The 16,793-nt window shown below is 69.8% G+C and carries 14 protein-coding genes and 1 riboswitch; of the genes, 7 read left to right on the top strand and 7 right to left on the bottom strand.

Annotated elements, in window-relative coordinates:
• Positions 1 to 132: 132 nt before the first annotated feature.
• Entirely contained in the window at positions 133 to 1,392 is a 1,260-nt protein-coding gene (locus ACFOMP_RS13210; protein ID WP_289893085.1) for an ABC transporter substrate-binding protein, read from the bottom strand.
• A 49-nt stretch (positions 1,393 to 1,441) separates the two neighbouring features.
• On the bottom strand, positions 1,442 to 2,320 hold the full coding sequence (locus ACFOMP_RS13215) for an N-acetylmuramic acid 6-phosphate etherase (protein ID WP_379031291.1): 879 nt from the start codon (positions 2,318 to 2,320) through the stop codon (positions 1,442 to 1,444).
• Between the two features lie 154 nt (positions 2,321 to 2,474).
• Here ACFOMP_RS13215 and ACFOMP_RS13220 point away from each other — a divergent pair, with 154 nt between their 5' ends.
• Genes ACFOMP_RS13220 through nagA form a run of 4 tightly spaced genes read left to right on the top strand, consistent with a single transcriptional unit; the run spans position 2,475 to position 6,218 of the window.
• Positions 2,475 to 3,308 carry a BadF/BadG/BcrA/BcrD ATPase family protein gene (locus ACFOMP_RS13220; RefSeq protein WP_379031294.1) on the top strand — a complete coding sequence of 278 codons (834 nt, stop codon included), beginning with the start codon at positions 2,475 to 2,477 and terminating at the stop codon, positions 3,306 to 3,308.
• Positions 3,308 to 4,075: a GntR family transcriptional regulator gene (locus ACFOMP_RS13225; protein ID WP_289893082.1), complete on the top strand. Its 768-nt coding sequence runs from the start codon at positions 3,308 to 3,310 to the stop codon at positions 4,073 to 4,075. Before ACFOMP_RS13220 ends, ACFOMP_RS13225 begins: the two co-directional genes overlap by 1 nt.
• Positions 4,075 to 5,100, top strand: a complete 1,026-nt coding sequence (locus tag ACFOMP_RS13230) for an SIS domain-containing protein (RefSeq protein ID WP_289893081.1) — start codon at positions 4,075 to 4,077, stop codon at positions 5,098 to 5,100. Before ACFOMP_RS13225 ends, ACFOMP_RS13230 begins: the two co-directional genes overlap by 1 nt.
• Positions 5,100 to 6,218 (top strand): N-acetylglucosamine-6-phosphate deacetylase, encoded by a 1,119-nt coding sequence (gene nagA / locus ACFOMP_RS13235; protein ID WP_379031298.1) that lies wholly within the window; start codon positions 5,100 to 5,102, stop codon positions 6,216 to 6,218. Before ACFOMP_RS13230 ends, nagA begins: the two co-directional genes overlap by 1 nt.
• Here nagA and ACFOMP_RS13240 read toward each other — a convergent pair.
• From ACFOMP_RS13240 to ACFOMP_RS13250, 3 genes are read right to left on the bottom strand one after another with little or no spacing between them, the layout of a single operon-like run.
• Complete coding sequence (locus ACFOMP_RS13240) at positions 6,215 to 6,925, bottom strand: sulfite exporter TauE/SafE family protein (protein ID WP_379031301.1); 711 nt, start codon at positions 6,923 to 6,925, stop codon at positions 6,215 to 6,217. The genes nagA and ACFOMP_RS13240 overlap by 4 nt on opposite strands.
• A complete protein-coding gene (locus ACFOMP_RS13245; RefSeq protein ID WP_379031304.1) occupies positions 6,922 to 8,337 on the bottom strand; it encodes an amidohydrolase family protein in 1,416 nt (471 codons plus the stop codon). The genes ACFOMP_RS13240 and ACFOMP_RS13245 overlap by 4 nt, the downstream gene beginning before the upstream one ends.
• On the bottom strand, positions 8,334 to 9,695 hold the full coding sequence (locus ACFOMP_RS13250; RefSeq protein WP_379031307.1) for a uracil-xanthine permease family protein: 1,362 nt from the start codon (positions 9,693 to 9,695) through the stop codon (positions 8,334 to 8,336). The genes ACFOMP_RS13245 and ACFOMP_RS13250 overlap by 4 nt, the downstream gene beginning before the upstream one ends.
• A gap of 200 nt (positions 9,696 to 9,895) precedes the next feature.
• Here ACFOMP_RS13250 and ACFOMP_RS13255 point away from each other — a divergent pair, with 200 nt between their 5' ends.
• Positions 9,896 to 10,909 (top strand): LacI family DNA-binding transcriptional regulator, encoded by a 1,014-nt coding sequence (locus ACFOMP_RS13255; RefSeq protein ID WP_379031310.1) that lies wholly within the window; start codon positions 9,896 to 9,898, stop codon positions 10,907 to 10,909.
• Between the two features lie 171 nt (positions 10,910 to 11,080).
• Entirely contained in the window at positions 11,081 to 13,258 is a 2,178-nt protein-coding gene (katG, locus tag ACFOMP_RS13260; RefSeq protein ID WP_289893075.1) for a catalase/peroxidase HPI, read from the top strand.
• A gap of 82 nt (positions 13,259 to 13,340) precedes the next feature.
• On the opposite strand, the gene ACFOMP_RS13265 is transcribed toward katG, so the two are convergent.
• Entirely contained in the window at positions 13,341 to 14,336 is a 996-nt protein-coding gene (locus ACFOMP_RS13265; protein ID WP_289893074.1) for an agmatinase, read from the bottom strand.
• Between the two features lie 97 nt (positions 14,337 to 14,433).
• Here ACFOMP_RS13265 and ACFOMP_RS13270 point away from each other — a divergent pair, with 97 nt between their 5' ends.
• Positions 14,434 to 15,336, top strand: a complete 903-nt coding sequence (locus ACFOMP_RS13270; protein WP_379031314.1) for a LysR family transcriptional regulator — start codon at positions 14,434 to 14,436, stop codon at positions 15,334 to 15,336.
• Here the strand turns inward: ACFOMP_RS13270 and ACFOMP_RS13275 are convergent.
• Positions 15,333 to 16,328, bottom strand: coding sequence for a type I glyceraldehyde-3-phosphate dehydrogenase (locus ACFOMP_RS13275; protein ID WP_289893072.1), 996 nt, complete (start codon positions 16,326 to 16,328; stop codon positions 15,333 to 15,335). The genes ACFOMP_RS13270 and ACFOMP_RS13275 overlap by 4 nt on opposite strands.
• 188 nt (positions 16,329 to 16,516) lie before the next feature.
• A riboswitch (glycine riboswitch) is annotated at positions 16,517 to 16,603 on the bottom strand.
• Positions 16,604 to 16,793 lie beyond the last annotated feature (190 nt).

Consider the following 16,793-nt stretch of genomic DNA (forward strand, 5'->3'; position numbering starts at 1 on the left):
AAATACCCTCGGGGGGTGCGGGGGGCGGAAAGCCCCCCGCCGCCGCCGGGCCATCAGGCCCGGCCCAGATTTCGTCTCGGGCCATCAGGCCCGGCCCAGATTTCGCCTCGGGCCGTCAGGCCCGGCAAGCCGTCACTTCTGCTGCGGCGCGTACCAGCTCGCCAGGCCCTGCTGCAGCCGCTCGGCCGCGGCCTCGGGCGTCTCGGCGCCGGTGATGACATTGGCCGAGGCGGTCCAGGTCTCGTTCTCCAGGTTCGGCGTGCCGCGCGACAGGATCTGGTAGGTCGAGCGGATGGTCGGCTCGCAGGTCTGGCGCCAGGACACGAATTCCTTCGCCAGCGGGTCCTCCATCTCGACCGGGGCCGCGTTCAGCGAGAAGAAGCCCGGCAGCGCATTGGCGTAAAGCGCGGCGAATTCCGACGAGCCCACCCATTCCAGGAATTTCCGCGTCTCCTCGGGATGCTTGGTCGCGGCGTTCATGCCCAGCGCGATGTCGGTATGGTCGCTGATATAGCATTTGTCGCCCTCGGCCGGGACCGGCGGCGGGAAGGCGCCCATCTCGAAGGCGCCGCCGATCTGCGGCCCGAACACGCCGATCTCCCAGGATCCGGCCGGATAGATCGCGGCGCGGCCCAGCGTGAACAGGTTCTGGCTGTCGGGATAGGTCTGGGCCTCGAACCCGTCGCCCAGGTAATCCTTCCATTTCGCCAGCTGGCGGAAGGGCGCGACCCAGGGCTCATCCGTCAGCTTCTGGGTGCCCTCCATCAGCGCCTTGCGGCCCGCCTCGCCCTGCCAGTAGTTCGGGCCGATGTTCTGGTAGCCCATGGTCGCGGCTTCCCACTGGTCGGCGGTGCCCATGGCCATCGGGATATAGGTGCCGTCCTGCTTGATCTTGTCGAGCAGGGCGAAGAACTCGGCCTCGGTCTTCGGCGGGGTCAGGCCCAGTTCCTCGAAGGCGGTCTTGTTGTAGATGAAGCCGTGGATCACCGAGGCCATCGGCACGCAGAAGGTCTGCTTGCCGTCATCGGTCTGCCAGGCCGATTTCGCCACGTCCGAGAAATTCGCCATCGCCGCCAGGTCGCTCAGATCGGCCAGCTTGCCCTTCTTGAACAGCTCCAGCGAGGCGTCGAAGGGCCGGCAGGTGATCAGGTCGCCGGCCGAGCCGGCATCCAGCTTGGAATTCAGCACCGCGTTGTATTCCGGCGGCGCCGAGGGCGCGAAATTGATCTTGATGCCGGGATTGGCCGCCTCGAAGGCCGGGATGATCTTTTCCTGCCAGATGGCAAGGTCGTCGTTGCGCCAGCTTTCGATGGTCAGCGTGACGTCCTGGGCCCAGGCGGCGCTGCCCAGCAAGGTGCTGGCCAGCAGCGCCAGGCGGATGGTCTTGGTCATGGTCTTTCTCCCTTCGGCATCGGGTCTCTCGCGGACCCTCTGGTTGCAATCAGATCAGCGGGGCCAGCAGGCCCCCGGTTTCGGCCAGCCGCGCCCGGGCCGCGTCGGGGGCCATGCCGCGCGCGACCAGGATGGCGGGCTTCACCGCGCCGCCGGTACGCGACAGCGCCGCCTCGGCCGCGTCGCGCCCGACCCCGGCCACGGCGGCGACGATGCGGGCGGCGCGGTCCACCAGCTTGATGTTGTCGGCCACCAGGTTGACCATATAGCCGTCATGGACATGGCCCAGCCGGATCGCCACCAGCACCGACAGCATGTTCAGCGCCACCTTCTGCGCCGTGGCCGCCCCCATGCGGGTCGAACCCGAAACCACCTCGGCCCCGGTCTCGATCAGCACCGGGATGTCGGCGCGCTCCAGCAGGGCCGAGCCCGCGACATTGGCAAGCCCGACCACGGTCACCCCCCGCTCCTGCGCCGCCGCGCAGATCGCCAGCGCATAGGGCGTCCGCCCCGAGGCCGAGAGGCACAAGAGCACGTCCCCCGCCGTCAGCCCGGCGCGGTCCAGATCGGCCAGGGCAAGCGCCGGGTCGTCCTCGACGCTGCCTTGCAGATGCAGAAGCGCCTCGGCGCCGCCAGCGAACATCATCGGCGTGCGCTCGGGCGCGATGCCGAAGGTGCCGGCCAGCTCCAGGCAATCGGCCAGCGCCATCAGCCCCGAGGAACCGGCCCCGGCATAGCCGAGCTTGCCGCCCCGGCGCAGCGCCTCTGCCGCGGCCCCGGCCGCGCGTTCCAGCGCCGGCAAGGCGGGCTGCAACGCGCCCAGCGCCGCGACCTGCGCATCAAGCAGCACGCGCAGCACCTCGCCCCCCGGACGGGCGTGAAGCCCTGCGGATGCCGGATGCCTTGCCTCGGTGCCGGATGCGGTCATGTGATTCCCCCTGTTCCGTTGATAATGCCAAAACAATACCACTTGTAAAGACCCTTCTTCATATTCGATCAAAATCGGCGTTTCATGGCGATTCCGAAAATAGCCCTTCCCTTTTGGTATTGTTTTGGTATCGTGCAATCCAAAGGGAGTCGCCATGTCATATTTCCTGGGCATAGACGGAGGAGGCACCGGCTGCCGCGCCGCCGTCGCGGACGGCTCGGGCCGGATCATCGGCCGGGGCGCGGCCGGACCGGCCAATATCTCGGTCGAGACCGAGGGGGCCTGCGCCAATATTCTTGCCGCCACCCGCGCCGCGCTTCAGGAAGCCGGACAGGGCCATCTGGACGAACTGAGCGCGGTGCTGGGCCTGGCCGGCGCCAATGTCACCGCCGCCGCCCGCAGCCTTCGGGCCATGCTGCCCTTTCGCCGCACGCGCATCGTCACCGACGCGGAGACCGCCGCCACCGGCGCGCTGGGAGGCGGGGACGGCATCGTCGCGGCCATCGGCACCGGCTCGGTCTTCGCGGTCCAGATCGGCGGCGAGATGCGGCAATATGGCGGGCGCGGCTTCGTCTTGGGCGACGAGGGCAGCGGCGCGGTGCTGGGCCGGGCGCTTCTGGCCGAAGCCCTGCGCGCCGAGGACGGTTTCGCGCCGATGAGCCCGTTGCTGCAGGCCGTTCTGGACGAACTGGGCGGGATCGAGGGGGTGATCTCTTTCGGCTTCCGCGCCCGGCCGGCCGAGTTCGCGCAATTCGCGCCGCGCATCACCGCCGGCACCGACCCGGTGGGCGAGCGCATCTTCGCCGCCGCCGTGGCCGAGATCCGCGCCATGATCGACACCCTGCAGGCCGGCCGCGACCTGCCGGTGGTGTTCCTGGGCGGGCTGGGCACCCATTACGCCGCCCGGTTGCAGGGATTGTGGCGGGTCCAGCCGCCCATGGGCTCGGGCGTGGACGGGGCGCTGCACCTGGCCCGGCAGGAGGCGTGATGGGCGAGCTGTTCACCCCCGCAGCCTTCGGGGAAACCGGCGGCGGGCCGCTTTACCTGCAATTGCACCGGCTGATTGCCGAGGCCATCGCCTCGGGCCGGCTGCAACCGGGCGACAGCCTGCCCTCGGAACGCGAGCTGGCAGCGATGACCGGCCTGTCGCGGGTCACGGTGCGCAAGGGGGTGGCGGAACTGGTTGCCTCGGGGCAGCTGGTGCAGAAGCGCGGCTCGGGCACCTTCGTCGCGCCGCGCGTCGAGAAGCTGGAGCAGGCGCTGTCGCTGCTGACCTCGTTCACCGAGGACATGGCCCGGCGCGGCCGCAGCGTCGAAAGCCGCTGGATCGCGCGCGGCCTGCACGCCCCGGCGCCCGAGGAGGTGATGGCGCTCGGCCTCGGCGTCGGCGAGAAGGTGGCGCGGCTGGAACGGGTGCGCAGCTCGGACGGGGTGCCGCTGGCCATCGAGCGCGCCTCGCTGTCGCAGGCGATCCTTCCCGATCCCGAAGGCGTCGATGCCTCGCTTTACGCGGTGCTGGAAGCGCGCGGCATGCGGCCGGTGCGGGCGGTGCAGCGCATCTCGGCCGCGAACCTGAACGCCAAGGACGCCGATCTGCTGGGCGTCAGTCCCGGCGTGGCCGGGCTGCGGATCGAACGCATCTCCTACCTGCCCTCGGGCAAGGTGGTCGAGTTCACCCGCTCGCTCTATCGCGGCGATGCCTATGACTTCGCCGTGGAACTGAAACTTGCCCCGGAAGGCGAAAGGAACCCGTGATGAGCCAGACGCATATGGCGCGCGAAGTGGCCGAGATCCCCGAAGCCGCAGCCCGATTCCTCGAACGCTCGCGCGATGCGGTCGCGGACGCCGCCAGCGCCCTGCGCCGCAAGGATCCCGACCTGGTGGTGACGGTGGCGCGCGGGTCTTCGGACCATGCCGCGACCTATCTGAAATACGCCATCGAGCTGGAGGCCGGGGTGCCGGTCGCCTCGGTCGGGCCGTCCATCGCCTCGATCTATCGCCGGCCCCTGCGGCTGGGCAAGGCGGCCTGCATCGGCATCTCGCAATCCGGCCGCAGCCCGGACGGGGTCGAGATGATGCGCGCCTCGGGGCAAGGGGGGGCGCTGTCCATCGCCATCACCAATGTCGAGGACAGCCCGATGGCGCAGGTCTCGGCCCATTGCCTGCCCCTGCAGGCGGGCGAGGAGAAAAGCGTCGCCGCCACCAAAACCTTCGTCTGCTCGGTGCTGGCCGGCCTGTCGCTTTTGGCGGAATGGCGCGAGGATCACGCCCTGCGCGATGCCGTCGCCGCCCTGCCCGAGGCGTTCGGCCAGGCCGTGGAACTGGACTGGTCGCCCTTGTCGGCGCGGCTGGCGCGGGCCAGCTCGGCCTTCGTGCTGGGCCGCGGCCCCAGCTTCGCCATCGCCTGCGAATCGGCGCTGAAGTTCAAGGAGACCTCGGGCATCCATGCCGAGGCCTATTCGGCCGCCGAGGTGCTGCACGGCCCGGCCGCCATCGTGCAGGCCGGCTTCCCGGTGCTGGCGCTGGGGATCGAGGACGCCGCCCTGCCGCAGCTCAAGGCCACGGCCGAGCGGCTGGTGGCGCAGGGCGCGGATGTGTTCGTGACCGGCACCGAGGTCGGCGGCGCCGTCACCCTGCCCTCGGTCCCCGGACTGCATCCGCTGGTGGCGCCGCTGGTGACCATCGCCGGCTTCTATGCCTTTATCGAGGCGCTGGCGCGGCGGCGCGGCTTCGACCCCGACACCCCGCCGCATCTGCGCAAGGTGACGGAGACGGTGTGATGGCGCGCGAGGTTCTGGCCGGCGCGCGGATCTTCGACGGCGCGCGTTTCCTCGACGGCCATGCGCTGGTGATCGAGGCGGGCAAGATCGCCGCCATCCTGCCCGAGCCCGAAGCCCCGGCCGAGGGGCGGCGGGCGGTCACGGGCATCCTGGCCCCCGCCTTTCTCGACCTGCAGGTGAATGGCGGCGGCGGGGTGATGCTGGACGGCGCAACCGATCTGGACGGCTTGCGCCGCATCTGCGCCGCGCATCGCGCGCTTGGCACGGCGGGGGTGCTGCCGACGCTGATCACCGACACGCCCGAGGCCACCGCCCATGTCATCGCGCTGGGGATCGCCGCCGCCGAGGCCGGGGTGCCGGGCTTTCTGGGCCTGCATCTGGAGGGGCCGCATCTGGATCCGCGCCGCAAGGGCGCGCATGACCCGGCGCTGATCCGGCCGATGGGCGACGAGGATCTGGCCCGGATCTGCGAGGCCGCGCGCCGGCTGCCGGCGCTGATGGTGACGCTGGCGCCCGAGGCGGCGAGCCCGCAGCAGATCGCGGCACTGGCCGGGGCCGGGGTGGTGGTCAGCCTGGGCCACAGCGATTGCAGCCATGACGCGGCCCGGGCCGCCTTTGCCGCCGGCGCCCGTTGCGCCACGCATCTGTTCAACGCCATGAGCCAGATCGGCAACCGCGCGCCGGGGCTGGCCGGAACGGTGCTGGCCGGCGATGCCGGCGCCGGGCTGATCGCCGACGGCATCCATGTGCATCCGGCGGTGATGCGGCTGGCGCTGGCGGCGCGGCCCGAGGGCATCTTCCTGGTCACCGATTGCATGGCCTTTGCCGGCACCGACCTGACCGAGATGGAGCTGGGCGGCCGCAGGGTGCTGCGCCGTGACGGGCGGCTGAGGCTGGCGGACGGCACGCTGGCCGGGGCCGACCTGACGCTGCCGCAGGCCATCGGCATGCTGGTCCGGCAGGTCGGCACCGCGCCGGAACGGGCGCTGCGCATGGCCTCGGCCATCCCGGCGGCGCTGCTGGGCCTGCAGGACCGTTACGGCGCCCTGGCCCCCGGCCGCGCGGCCGATCTGGTGCTGCTGGCCGAGGATTTCGGCCTGCGCGAGCATTGGCTCTAGCCGCGCAGCATCAGCACCAGCCCGCTGACGATGGCAAAGACCAGCACCGCCAGCCGCAGCGACGGGCCGTTGATGCGGGAATGCACCACGCGCGACAGGGCGCTGCCCAGCAGCACCGCCGGGGTCAGCCACAGCGCAGCCAGCACCTGGTCCAGGTGCAGCCGCCCGGCCACGGCCAGCATCACCAGCGAGATCAGCTCTCCGATCAGGAAGCAGGTGGCGACGGTCGAGCGCAACACCGGCCCCGAGCTGTGCTGGTAGAGCAGTGCCAGCGGCGGGCCGCCGATGCCGGTCGCGGTCTCGGTGACGCCGGTGAACAGGCCCACCCCCAGCGCCGGGCCGGGGCGCGGCGCAAAGGGGCGCGCAACCAGCGCGATCACCGCCGCCAGGATGGTGAACAGCCCCACCGCCAGCTCGAGCTGCCGCACCGACAGCGCGATCAGCACCCACATGCCCAGGAAGGTGCCGAAGAACCGGCCCAGCGTGATCCAGCTGGCGCCGCGCCGGTCGATCGAGGCGCGCTCGCGCCAGGCGACGTGGAAGTTCAGCGGCAGCATCAGCAGCAGCAGCGTGACCGGCAGGTAGCTGGCATCGACCAGACCGAAGACCGGGGCGATGATCAGCGCGAAGCCGATGCCCACCGCGCCCTGCACGAAGGCCGCGGCCAGGGTGACGCCCGACAGCAGCAGAAAGGTCGCCAGAGTCACGACGCCCTCGCCGCAAGCTGGCTGTCGGCGGTCGGATGGATGCGTTGGATCGGCGCCCCGGCGATGGCGGGGACGGCAAGGGCGCGAACCTCCTCCAGCAGCGCGCGGGCGTCCCAGTCGACCGGCCAGCCATGCAGCAGCCGCAGCCGGCCATTGGTGAAGACCGCGTCGATCTGGTCGCGATTGCCATAGCGCACCAGCTCCCAACTAAGATCATGCGATGGGGTGAATTCCGGCCGGTCCAGATCGACCAGCAGGAAATCGGCAGCCAGCCCCTCGGCGATGCGGCCGGTGACGGCGCCCAGCCCCGCCGCATCCGCCGCCATCGCGGTCGCGGCCTGCAGCCAAAGCCAGCCCGCGCCGCAGGAACTGTCGCCCGAGGCGAGGCCATAGCCGGCGCGCTGCAGCGCCTCGGCCGCGTCCATCAGCCGGAAGCCGTCGGCGCGGGTGCCGTCTGTGCCCAGCCCGAAGCGCACCCCCAGCGCCGCCATCTGCAGCGCCGGCGCGATGGCATTGCCCTTCCAGACCGAGGCCACGGGATTGTAGGCGACGGCGGTGCCGGTGTCGCGCAGGATGTTCAGCTCTTGCGGGGTGACCAGCGTCGAATGCGCGATCAGCACCTGCGGCCCCAGCGCGCCCAGATGCGCCAGATGCTCCAGCGGCCGGCGACCATGCGCGACCAGCGAGCGTTCGACCGCGACCAGATGCTCGTTCACATGGGTCTGGAAGATCGCCCCCGCCGCGGCCGCCATGGCCGAGATGCGGCGCAGCATGGCGTCGCTGGCCGCCTCGGGGATCGAGATGGCCAGCGACGGATGCACCAGCGCGTCGCCCTGCCAGCGCGCCAGATGCGCCTCGGCGGTGCGGATGATCTGCTCGGGCTCGGGGACCTGCGCGGCGCCGCCCAGGTCGTTGCAGATCTGGCCGACGACCAGCCGCAGCCCGGTTTCATGCGCGGCCTCGGTCAGCCGGCCGATATGCCCGGCCGAGCGGGTGCCGGCATCGACGGCGGTGGTGAAGCCGCCGCGCAGGCATTCCAGCGCCGCCAGCCGCGACGACAGATGCACCATATGCTCGTCCAGGCTGCCCTCGAGCGGCACCCAGATGCGGCGGAAGATCTCGGAGGGCTCGCCGAAGACCAGCGACTTGCCCAGCGATTGGGTCAGATGCGTATGGCTGTCGATGAAGCCCGGCATCAGCAGGTGCCGGGGCAGGTCGGCGACCGCCAGGCCGGGATGCCGGGCGCATAGCGCCCCGGCCTCGTCGATCTCGGCAAAGCGCCCGTGGCGCAGCAGCACCGCCATGCCTTCGCGCGGGCCGGTCTGCAGCAGCAGGCGGCCGGGTTTCACGATCACCTCGCCGGCCTGTGCAAAAGCCTTGAGGTCGAAGGACGGGCGAAGGTCCTGCATCATGCGTTCTCCTTGACGGGTTCGGGGGCGCCGCGCGGGGCGTTGAGCTGGAACAGGGCGTTGACGACGGCGGCGGTGATCGTGCCCATGGCAAGGCCGTTGCCCAGGACCATCTGCGACCATTGCGGGAACTGGCTGTAGAGGCCGGGCACCAGGATCGGCATCAGCCCCATCGCCAGCCCCGAGGCCAGCGTGAACATCGCGCCATGCCCGCGCAGGTCGACGCGGCCCAGCAGGTCGATGCCGATCACGCCGATGATCGAGAAGACGATGACGGCGGTGCCGCCGACCACCGGCCCCGGCAGGGCGCTGGCCAGCCGCGAGACCGGCGCGATCAGCGCGATCACCACCAGGATCACCCCGGCCATGGCGGTGACATAGCGCGACTTCACCCCGGTCGCCCGGACGATGCCGACATTCTCGCCCGAGGTGATGATCAGCGAGGTGCCGAACAGCCCGCCGGCCAGCGAGGCCAGGGCATCGCCGCGAATGGTGCGCGGCACGATGGCATGGGCGTCGCCCTTGCGGCCGGCGATCTCGGCGGTGGCGATGGTCTGGCCGGTCGCCTCGGCCATCGAGATCACCGAGAAGACGATCAGCGGCAGCGAGGCGATCAGGTCGAATTTCGGCATGCCGAAAGGAAACGGCTGCGGCACCGCCACCAGCGGCCCCTGCATCACCCCGGCAAGTTCGATCCGGCCCAGCGCGGCGGCCAGCAGCGTGCCGGCGATCAGCCCCAGCATGACCGAGATGCGCTGCAGCGTGCCGGTGAAGATGCGCGAGAACAGCACCGTCAGACCGATGGTCGCCAGCGCCAGCCCGACATTGACCGGGTCGGCGAAATTCGCCTCGCCCGAGCGGCCGGTGATGGTGCCGCCATAGATCTTGACCAGGTTCACCGCCACCAGCAGCAGCATGGTGCCGACCACGATGGGCGGGAAGAAGCGCAGCAGCCGGCGAAACACCGGCAGTGCCAGGAAATAGAAGACCGAGGTCATCAGCACCGCGCCCACGGCGGTCTGGATGTTGGTCTGCACGGCGATGGCCAGGAAGATGGCGATGGGTGCGCCGCCGGGCACCATGATGAAGGGCAGCCGGGCGCCGAATCCGCCCGGCCCGAAACTTTGCAGGATCGAGCCGAGCCCGCAGATCAGAAAGGTCGCGCTGATGATCGCGACGGTCAGCGCCGTGTCGAAGCCCAGCGTCTGCGCGACCAGGAACACCGCCGTGATCGGCGAGGCCGCCATCACCAGCACATGCTGCAGGCCGAACAGCACCAGGTTTTTCAGCGGCAGCTTCTCGTCGGCGGGCTCCGCCTTGGGCGGGCTGGCTCCGCAGGCCGGGTTCTCCCCAGATATCATGTCATCTCCTCCCCTATGTGAAGCAACCGGCGCATGGCGGGCGACGGCCTCCAGATCCGATCCAGCCGTCATACAAATCGGTTTGCTATCTCAAGGCATAGCATGATCGGCGATTCTTGCAAATCGTTTTGTATCAGCTTGCCCGGCCGGGACGGCTGTGCTTCCCTGCAACGGGGGCATTCTGCCCCAGCGAGAGCGCATTGGGCAAACCGACCATTTCCGATCTGGCCCGCGCGGCGGGCGTCTCGCCCACCACGGTCTCGCATGCCTTCAGCGGTCGCCGCCATGTGGATCCCGAGACGCGCGAGCGCATCCACGCGCTGGCGCGCGAGATGGGCTATCATCCGAACAGCGCCGCGCAGCGCCTGCGCAGCGGCCGCACCGGGATCATCGCGCTGGCCTCCTCGATGCCCTTCGCCATCGCGGCCGGGCCGTCGCGGCTGGGCTTTCTGATGGAGATCGCGGCCTCGGCCGCCATCTCGGCGCTGACCCGCGACATCGCGCTGTGCCTGATCCCGCCGCAGCCGCCGGAAAAGAACCTGGACATGCTGGGCTTCGACGGGGTGATCCTGGTCGAGCCGGCCCGCGACGACCCGCTGGTCGAGCATTTCGAAAGCCGGCGCACGCCGGTGGTCTCGATCGGTAAGGTGCCGGGGCGCGGGGACATCCCGGCCATCGACCTGCAATCCCACGATACCGCCCGGCTGCTGCTGGACCACCTGCACCAGCAGGGCTGCCGCCGCATCGCGCTGGTGACGGGAACCAGCCCGCGCGCCAGCCAGATCGAGACCCGCGCCGCCTATCGCGACTTCGCCGCCGCGCAGGCCATGCCGCCCGAGGTGCTGGAACTGGACGAGACCGGCGGTGAGGACCTGGCGCGGGCCAAGGTGGGGGACCTGCTGCGGACCCGGCCAGAGCTCGACGGGCTGATGGTGCCGGTCGATGCCTTCGCCAGCGGCGCGCTGGCCGCCGCGCATGAGCTGGGCCGCGCCGTGCCGGGCGACCTGCGCATGGTCACCCGCTATGACGGCCTGCGCGCCAAGCTGGCCGAGCCGCCGCTGACCGCCGTGGATCTGCATCTGGCGCAGATCGCCGGCATGGCGGTCGAATTGCTGCTGGACCGCATCGACGGCAAGCCGCGGCAGATGCAGGCGCCCCGGCCCGAACTGGTGGTGCGCCGCTCCTCGGCCGCCGAAGATAACCGCAAGTTATGAGCGTGATTGATAAATATAAATTCTAATAATCCCCAGAGTTGCTAAAACCGTCTGGCAAGGCGTGCCGATTCTATCGGGAGAGCCATCGGTCGCGGCCCGGCAAGGCGCCGCAATCCGCACTCGGTCAACCGGCGCCGCAGCAGCGGCGCGGCCCAGCAAAGGAGAGCCAGCATGGACGGAAATGACATCAAGACGGCCGGGAAATGCCCGGTCATGCATGGTGGGAACACCGCCATGGGCAGCTCGGTCACCTCGTGGTGGCCGAATGCGCTGAATCTCGATATCCTGCACCAGCATGACCGCAAGACCAACCCGCTGGGCCAGGACTTCAACTATCGCGACGAGCTGAACAAGCTGGATGTCGGGGCGCTGAAAGCCGACCTGCGCGCGCTGATGACCGACAGCCAGGACTGGTGGCCGGCCGATTACGGCAGCTATGTCGGCATGTTCGTCCGCACCGCCTGGCACGCCGCGGGATCCTATCGCACCTCGGACGGCCGCGGCGGCGCCAATACCGGCAACCAGCGCTTCGCGCCGCTGAACAGCTGGCCCGACAACGTCAACACCGACAAGGGCCGCCGCCTGCTGTGGCCGATCAAGAAGAAATACGGCAACAAGATCTCCTGGGCGGACCTGATCGTGCTGGCCGGCACCGTGGCCTATGAGGCCGCCGGCCTCAGGACCTTCGGCTTCGCCTTCGGCCGCAAGGACATCTGGGCGCCCGAAAAGGACACCTATTGGGGCGAGGAAAAGGAATGGCTCGCGCCCAGCGACAGCCGCTATGGCGACCTGGGCGACGCGAAAAGCCTGGTGAACCCGCTGGCCGCGGTGCAGATGGGCCTGATCTACGTGAACCCCGAGGGGGTGAACGGTAAGTCCGACCCGCAGGCCACCGCCAACATGATGCGCGAGACCTTCGCGCGCATGGGCATGAACGACGAGGAAACCGTGGCGCTGACCGCCGGCGGCCATACCGTCGGCAAATGCCACGGCAATGGCAGCGCCGCCGACCTGAGCCCGGACCCGGAAACCGCCGGTCCCGAATTCCAGGGCCTGGGCTGGCTGAACACCAAGGGCCGCGGCATCGGCCGCAACACCATGGTTTCCGGCCTGGAAGGCGCCTGGACCACCAACCCGACGCAATGGGACAACGGCTTCTTCCAGATGCTGTTCAAGCATGAATGGACGCTGACCCACAGCCCGGCCGGCGCCTCACAATGGCAGCCGATCAGCATCGCCGAAGAGGACATGCCGGTCGATGTCGAGGATCCCTCGATCCGCCGCATGCCGATGATGACCGATGCCGACATGGCGCTGAAGGTCGACCCGATCTATCGCGAGATCTCGCTGCGCTTCATGAACGATTTCGAGGCCTTCAGCGACGCCTTCGCCCGCGGCTGGTTCAAGCTGACCCATCGCGACATGGGGCCGAAATCGCGCTATCTCGGGCCCGACGTCCCGGCCGAGGACCTGATCTGGCAGGACCCGGTTCCCGCCGGCCGCAGCGATTACGACGTGGCGGCGGTCAAGGCCCGCATCGCCGCCTCGGGGCTGACCGTGCAGGACCTGGTCGCCACCGCCTGGGACAGCGCCCGGACCTATCGCGGCTCGGACCATCGCGGCGGCGCCAATGGCGCACGCATCCGCCTGGCGCCGCAAAAAGACTGGCAGGGCAACGAGCCCGAGCGCCTGGCACGGGTTCTGGCGGTGTTGGCGCCCATCGCCGCCGAGACCGGGGCGAGCCTTGCGGACGTGATCGTGCTGGGCGGCAATCTGGGCGTCGAGCAGGCGGCGCGGGCCGCCGGGCATGACGTCAGCGTGCCCTTCGCCCCGGGTCGCGGCGACGCGACGGCCGAACAGACCGATGCCGAATCCTTCGATGTGCTGGAACCGCTGGCCGACGGTTTCCGCAACTGGCAGAAGCAGGATTACGTCGTCTCGCCCGAGGAAATGCTGCTGGACCGCGCCCAGCTTCTGGGTCTGACCGCGCCCGAGATGACGGCGCTGGTCGGCGGGATGCGCGTCATCGGCGCCAACCATGGCGGCAGCAAGCATGGCGTCTTCACCGACCGGATCGGCGCGCTGACCAACGACTTCTTCGTCACCCTGACCGACATGGGCAATACCTGGGTGCCGGCCGGCAAGGATCACTACGAGATCCGCGACCGCAAGACCGGCGCGAGCCGCTACACCGCGACCCGCGTGGACCTGGTCTTTGGCTCGAACTCGATCCTGCGCGCCTATGCCGAGGTCTATGCCCAGGACGACAATGCCGGAAAATTCGTGCGCGATTTCGTGGCGGCCTGGACCAAGGTGATGAATGCCGACCGCTTCGACCTGGCGGCCTGATCCCTTCCGACGCTTCCGCCGCGCCCCGGCGCGGCGGTAAGGTGGGTTAACGAGTTAAAGGGGCCGGATTCCGGCCCCTGATTCATTTCCGGGCCGGCGCCGCACCGCCCTGCCCGCGCAGCGCCCGCTCGTGAAAGACGAAGCCCAGGAGGTTCAGCAGCACCTGCGCCGCCAGGATCGCCGTGCCGCCGGTCGGATCGTAATCCGGCGCCACCTCGACCAGGTCGATGCCCACCACCTCATGCCGCCGCGCCAGCGCCTGCAGCATCTCCAGCACCTCGTAATACAGGAAGCCGCCATGGCTGGGCGTGCCCGTCCCCGGCGCGATCGAGGGGCAGAAGCCGTCGATGTCCAGCGTCACATAGACCCGGGCGCCCGGCGGGATGCGGTCGATCACCCCCTGCGGCCCCAGCACCCGGGCCTGCCGCACCGACAGGATGTCCGAACCCATGGCGCGCGCCGCCTGGTAGCCGTCGCGCGCCGTCGACGAGACGTTGCGGATGCCGACCTGCGTCAACCCGCTGACCCAGGGCTTCTCGGCGGCGCGGCGCATCGGGTTGCCATGGCCGTTGCGGACGCCGTGCCGCTCGTCCACGAAATCCAGATGCGCGTCGATCTGCAGGATGTGGATCGGCCCCTGCCCCTCGAAGGCGTCGATGCAGGGGATGTTGACCGAATGGTCGCCGCCGATCACCACCGGCAGGGCGCCGGCCGCCAGGGCCGCCTCGACCCCGGCGCGGATATTGGCGTGGCTTTTCACCGTGTCGGTATGGACGATATCGGCATCGCCCAGATCGACGATGCGCACCTCGGGGCCCAGATAGGTGCAGTCGTCCTCGTGATCGTAGGCGCCGGCATGGCCGAAGCTGAACAGCGTCGAGGCCTCGCGCACCGCGCGCGGCCCGAAGCGGGCGCCGGCGCGGAACTGCGTGCCGAAGTCGAAGGGCGCGCCCAGCACCGCCACATCGGCGTCGATGCGCGACCAGTCCTGGACATAGGGCCGCTTGCCGAAGGTCGAAATGCCCACGAAGGGCAGGTTCAGGCGGCCGGTTTCATAGGCGGGACGGGTCTCGGTCATGGGCTTTCCCCCTGCATGGATCATGCCGGGACTATGCCGCGCCGGTATTTGCGATAAACAGGAAGTCACCGATCCTTACTTTGGCGTTTTTGAAGCAATGCGGATCAGCGACTATACCCTGCGCAACCTGCGCAGCTTCTGCGCCGTGGTCGAGCATGGCGGCCCCAGCGGCGCGCAGGCGGTGCTGGGCGCCAGCCTGTCGGTGATCTCGACGCATCTGAAGGATCTGGAACTGTCGCTGGGCTTCACGCTTTGCCAGCGCGGGCGCGGCGGCTTCGCGCTGACCCACAAGGGCGCCGCGGTCTATCGCGAGGCCAAGCGCATGCTCGGTTCGGTCGAACTGGCCGAGGCCAATCTGGGCGCGCTGCGCCGGGTGCTGGCCGGCCATCTGCGCGTCGGGCTGGTGGACAGCGAGGCCGACAATCCCGACCTGCCGGTGCATCGCGCCATCCGCCGCTTTTTCCGGCGCGAACAGGAGGTGCGGCTGAGCCTGGAGATCGGCACCACCGAAGCGCTGAGCAAGGGGCTGCAGACCGGCGACATCCATGTCGCCATCGGCCCCTTTCCCAGCCGCCAGCCGAATGTGGATTACCGCCCGGTCTGGGCCGAGGAGCACGCGCTTTATTGCGGCCGCAGCCACCCCTTGTTCGGGCGGGAACAGGTGGGCATCGAGGATCTGTCGCCCCATGCCGTCACCGCCCGCCCCTATCTGCAACGCGCCGAGCTGGCGACGCTGCGCGAGCCCAGGGTGCGGGCCTCGGTCTCGAACATGGAGGCGCAGGCGGTGCTGATCCGCAGCGGCTGCTTCCTGGGCTTCCTGCCGCTGCATTTCGCCGAAACCTGGGTGCGGCGCGGCGAGATGCGGCGCATCGGTGGGCTGGGGCTGGAATGGTTGTCGCAGTTCTACGTCGCCCTGCGCATCCAGCCCGAACCGCCCGAGATCGCCCGCATCTTCGCCGCCGACCTGGCACGGGAACTGGCGCCGGCCCCGGCGGTCTAGCGCCGGCCCATCAGCCGGGCCATGTCCAGCATCCGGTTGGAAAAGCCCCATTCGTTGTCATACCAGCCGAAGACCCGGGTCAGCCCACCCGCCACCGAGGTCTCGGGCCCCGCGAGAACGATGGATTCCGGCCGCGCCCGCAGGTCGCTGGAGACCAGCGGTTTTTCCGTCCAGCCGAAGACCGGAGAGCCCTGGGCCGCCGCCTGCAGCACCGCGTTCACCCCGGCCGCATCGGTCGGGCGGGCGCTGGCGAAGGTCAGGTCGATGCAAGAGACGCTGGCCGTCGGCACCCGGATCGCCCGCGCCGCCACCCGCCCGGCCAGATGCGGCAGCACCGTGCCGATCAGCCGCCCGGCGCTGGTCGTGGTCGGCACCATGGACAGCGCCGCCGCCCGCGACCGCGCCGGATCGCCGCGCGGCTTGTCCACCGTGGGCTGGCTGCCGGTATAGCAATGCACCGTGGTCATCTGCCCCGAGACCACGCCGAAAGCCTCGTCCAGCACCCGCAGCAAGGGCGCCAGCGCATTGGTCGTGCAAGAGGCGTTCGAGACGATGCGCTGGCCGTCCAGCTGGTCCTCGTTGGCACCGATCACCACGGTCACGTCGGCCTGGTCCGAGGGGCCCGAGATCAGCACCGCGCCCGCCCCGGCCTCGATCCCGCGCTCGACCACCGCGCGCGAGCCGGTCATGCCGGTGCATTCCAGCACGACATCGACGCCCGACAGGTCCAGCCGGCGCAGGTCCGGCGCGGAATGGAAGGGGATCGCCCGGCCATCGACGACCAGCGCGCCATCGGCCACCGCGACCTGCCCGCGCCAGGGGCCGAAGACGCTGTCATATTCGAACAGATAGGCACAATTCGCGAGCGGCTCGATATCGTTGATCAGCACGAGGTCCAGATCCTCGTAACCGCCCTGTGCCCAGATGCGCAGGATCGAGCGGCCGATGCGCCCGAAGCCGTTCAACGCCAGCCTGATCCTTCTTTCCGCCACGAGCTCCTCCTCCTCGGCGCAAGCCGGGGCGGGCCGGCTGCCCCGCAAGGGGTCGGCCTCACCCGTCTCGGTCCAAAGTTGCGAACCCGCCGGCTTGCGGCGCGTCCCCCTCTGTCCTTTTGCCTGAGAGCGTCACCGCATGGCGGCTTCTTCCTTCGGCGGATGCGCGGGGCATCTCTCTCCAGAGTGTCGGTCCGGCAGTCTGCTTGCCTGAGAGATTCCGGGGCGTTGCTCCGTCGGCGCGGGACTGAACCCGACTCTCCTGTCCGAACCGGGGCGGAGGCTGGCACAGTCCCGCCGGTTTGGAAAGGCCCCGAATCCGCCATGCTCCGCCGCCGTCCGGCCCGGCCAGCCCAGCCGCCGCGGCGACAAATGGCGATGCGGTCGACGCAGGCTGGCCAGGCACCCCGGACTGAAACGGAAAACGGCGCCCCTGCCATGCTGGGACGCCGTTGGTCGGGATGG

The sequence above is a fragment of the Paracoccus simplex genome (genome assembly GCF_042648325.1).
GTDB lineage: Bacteria > Pseudomonadota > Alphaproteobacteria > Rhodobacterales > Rhodobacteraceae > Paracoccus > Paracoccus simplex.

What these genes read in the sequence shown, in the direction of transcription:
- ACFOMP_RS13215 (WP_379031291.1), bottom strand. Translation starts at nt 2,320, where the DNA reads ATGACCGCATCCGGCACCGAGGCAAGGCATCCGGCATCCGCAGGGCTT.
- ACFOMP_RS13270 (WP_379031314.1), top strand. Translation starts at nt 14,434, where the DNA reads ATGCGGATCAGCGACTATACCCTGCGCAACCTGCGCAGCTTCTGCGCC.
- ACFOMP_RS13250 (WP_379031307.1), bottom strand. Translation starts at nt 9,695, where the DNA reads ATGATATCTGGGGAGAACCCGGCCTGCGGAGCCAGCCCGCCCAAGGCG.
- ACFOMP_RS13245 (WP_379031304.1), bottom strand. Translation starts at nt 8,337, where the DNA reads ATGATGCAGGACCTTCGCCCGTCCTTCGACCTCAAGGCTTTTGCACAG.
- ACFOMP_RS13210 (WP_289893085.1), bottom strand. Translation starts at nt 1,392, where the DNA reads ATGACCAAGACCATCCGCCTGGCGCTGCTGGCCAGCACCTTGCTGGGC.
- ACFOMP_RS13220 (WP_379031294.1), top strand. Translation starts at nt 2,475, where the DNA reads ATGTCATATTTCCTGGGCATAGACGGAGGAGGCACCGGCTGCCGCGCC.
- ACFOMP_RS13225 (WP_289893082.1), top strand. Translation starts at nt 3,308, where the DNA reads ATGGGCGAGCTGTTCACCCCCGCAGCCTTCGGGGAAACCGGCGGCGGG.
- nagA (WP_379031298.1), top strand. Translation starts at nt 5,100, where the DNA reads ATGGCGCGCGAGGTTCTGGCCGGCGCGCGGATCTTCGACGGCGCGCGT.
- ACFOMP_RS13265 (WP_289893074.1), bottom strand. Translation starts at nt 14,336, where the DNA reads ATGACCGAGACCCGTCCCGCCTATGAAACCGGCCGCCTGAACCTGCCC.
- ACFOMP_RS13230 (WP_289893081.1), top strand. Translation starts at nt 4,075, where the DNA reads ATGAGCCAGACGCATATGGCGCGCGAAGTGGCCGAGATCCCCGAAGCC.
- katG (WP_289893075.1), top strand. Translation starts at nt 11,081, where the DNA reads ATGGACGGAAATGACATCAAGACGGCCGGGAAATGCCCGGTCATGCAT.